The organism is Bacillus sp. 05T31 (assembly GCF_056396725.1).
Genome location: NZ_JBFTMA010000808.1, coordinates 1 through 2,897 on the forward strand (window position 1 = coordinate 1; position 2,897 = coordinate 2,897).

At 36.2% G+C, this 2,897-nt stretch carries 3 protein-coding genes and 1 pseudogene; 2 read left to right on the forward strand and 2 right to left on the reverse strand.

Going from position 1 to position 2,897, the window contains the following annotated elements; genetic code table 11:
* The first annotated feature begins 112 nt into the window (after window positions 1-112).
* Together AC1DJR_RS28540 and AC1DJR_RS28545 are read left to right on the forward strand one after the other, a co-directional pair.
* Entirely contained in the window at window positions 113-937 is an 825-nt protein-coding gene (locus AC1DJR_RS28540) for a DUF2785 domain-containing protein (RefSeq protein WP_429688510.1), read from the forward strand.
* Window positions 938-1,170: 233 nt separating this feature from the next.
* Window positions 1,171-1,257, forward strand: a pseudogene (locus tag AC1DJR_RS28545) (DUF3892 domain-containing protein); the annotation flags it as partial.
* An 86-nt stretch (window positions 1,258-1,343) separates the two neighbouring features.
* Here the strand turns inward: AC1DJR_RS28545 and AC1DJR_RS28550 are convergent.
* Together AC1DJR_RS28550 and AC1DJR_RS28555 are read right to left on the reverse strand one after the other, a co-directional pair.
* Window positions 1,344-1,784, reverse strand: coding sequence for a YaiI/YqxD family protein (locus tag AC1DJR_RS28550; RefSeq protein ID WP_429688512.1), 441 nt, complete (start codon window positions 1,782-1,784; stop codon window positions 1,344-1,346).
* An 80-nt stretch (window positions 1,785-1,864) separates the two neighbouring features.
* Window positions 1,865-2,897 (reverse strand): aminotransferase-like domain-containing protein (locus AC1DJR_RS28555; protein WP_477004108.1); only part of this gene is annotated, 1,033 nt, incomplete at its 5' end.

The window sequence follows — 2,897 nt, forward strand, 5'->3', positions numbered from 1 at the left end:
TAGAAAGATAGGGACTAAAACTATATTAAAAGTCGACTTAATTTTATGAGGGAAATTACAGGGGATAAGGCGAAAAKAAGTTRAAAAACGTAAAAAGGGGACAGGAAATATAATGACAGAAGTACTAGAACTAAAAGAAGAATTACAACAAATTCAAAATAATAATTATGCTGTGCCAGAAGACGTAGACGCATATCCATATGCACAGTGGATGTTAGATTATATCGGATCACCTGATGCTGAATTACGTGATGATTTGATTTATAGTACGCTTCACAAATGGATTACAAATGATGTATTTAGACAAAAAGAATTACGAGGATTAATGTTACAAGCGATTAGTCCTGATTATTTATTTTATAAAATTGGTGAAAAGGGCACAGATTCTGTATTTAAACGTGCGTTCTCCGTATTAATTCCGCCGCTTATTTTATCTGTTCATGAAAGAGAACCACTGTTATCTGAAGAACAACTGTATAGTGTGGCAGAACAAGTTCTGGAATATGTCTATTTAGAAGAAGATGTAAGRGGTTACGTAGAAGGAAAAGGCTGGGCACATTCTACTGCACATGCGGCAGATGCACTAGATGCTTTAGCGCGTACGATACGAAATCGTGAGTTTTCATATGCAATCCTAGCTGTTGTTCGTCAGAAGGTTCGATTGAATGATTACGTATACATAAACTTTGAGGATGAGAGATTAGTAACGCCAATCATGTCGTTACGGAATCAAAATAGTTTAACTGAAGAAGAGTGGAGCAACTGGCTACATAGTATAGCAATTGTTGAAGACATCCGACATCCTCAGCAAGCTATTTTAGTACAAAATATTAGAGCTTTCTTAAGAAGTTTATATTTTACAGCTTTAGAGAATGAGGGTGCTACTGCCTTTACAGATGATATATTGGAGACTTTGAAGGATTTGCGTAGGTATTAAAAAAAAGCATTTAAATTAGAATATATGATTCAAAACTTATAATAAATAAAAATACATTTTGTTAAGAGAAAGGTACATAAAACCAACACCTAACAACCATACTAATAAAATGTGTTGGAGGTGAAATTTATGGACAAAAAAGACTTTAAAAAAGTTTATAATGAATACTTACATCAAGGAGAAGAGCAAGCACAATTGGAAGTAGCTCAGGAAGTCAGTTCAGGAGCAGAACCGTATTTCATAAGTATGGTAGGGATATTATACGTAGTGAACCGGATGGTATAAAGGAAAATAACTTAGATAATTTACCGTCTTTTTAAACGGGTAAGCCTCAAGAAGAGAATGTTCATTTGGATATTCTCTTCTTTTCTTTGTTAAGCTTTCCCTACAAATAGAAGGTTCATTTCTAAAGTGCAATCATACTTTTAAAGAGTTCTCTAAATTTCTCTTTATCTTCTGCTGTAAATGGTTTTGGCCCTTTTGTACGCTTGCCGCTTTTTCGAACCATTGCACTTAAATACCGTGTTTGTAACAATTGTTCAATGTTTTCATTCGTATACTTATAGCCTTTATGGTGTAGAACGATACAGCCTTTTGCTAAAGCAAGCGAAGCAAGACCGTAATCTTGCGTTACGATTAAATCTTCTTTTTTTGCTAACTGCATAATCCGGTAATCCGCAGCATCTGCTCCGGAATCAACATAAATTGTTTCCACACCTGTTGGCTGCTTAGCATTAGAATAATGAGAGAAACTAGTAACGAGGGTAACAGGAATTTCGGCATTCGTAGCTTCATAAATAATCACATCTTTTACAGGACAAGCATCTGCATCAACGTAAATCTTCATTTTATCACTCCTATGAATAGGTTCGTGTTGATAATAATGGTAGATTTTGCTTTTGTCAAACGAGACTTCTTTACATAATGTTATTTCCCACAAACCAAAATAGCCTCACGCAAACGAGAAATACCTTCCTCAATTTGATCAATATTCACTTTCCCGTAAGATAAACGAATATAACCATCTTTAGCACCGAAAATACTTCCCGGCATAAAGGTGATTTCTTGTTTTAAGCTTTGCATAATGAGTTGTTTTTCGTTTATAGGTTCGTTTAATTTTCCCCATATGTATATACCACCGGTTGGGCTTGAGAAAGAGATTTTATCGTGAAGTTGCTCGTTTAGGGCACGAACGATAATGTCTCTTTTTTCTGCTAGTTGCTTTCGTAAAGGAACTATATGAGAATGAAATGGTACAGTTTCGAAAAATTGTTGTATAAGCCACTGCGGGAATATACTCATTCCTAATTCCATTTGGTGACGCGCATCTGATAATCGCTCTACGACAGACTGCGGAGCGACAAGCCAGCCAACTCGTAAACCTGGCGCAATCATTTTTGATAAGGAATGGACATAAATGACCGTTCCGTTTTCATCAATTGATTTTAAAGTAGGGCAAGGTTGTTTATTTTCTAACGTAAGTAAACTAGACGGATCATCTTCAACGATCGCAATTCGTAAGTCCGCACAAAGTGATAACAATTTTTTTCTACGGTTTGGATGCAGCATCGTTCCCGTAGGATTTTGGAAATTTGGATTTAAAAAAATCATTTTAATACGATGTTTTCTATACAACTCCTGCACATCGTCTGGATTAATACCGTGTTCATCGACAGGTAATGGGAAAATACGAATACCTGCCGATTGGAATAATGGTAATGAGTAGCAGTGTGATGGACTTTCGAAAGCGACCGCATCACCTGGGTTTAATAAACATTGTACGATAAGGTGAAGTGCTTGTTGGGCGCCGGATGTAATCATAATCGATTGTTCGGTCGCTTCAACTTTTAAATATCTCCTCATATATTTTACGACCGCTTGCCTTAGCGGGAGATAGCCCTGCGGATGATCGTAACTTAATGACTGAGTTAACGGTTGTTCTCGTAAAATTGTTTGTAGT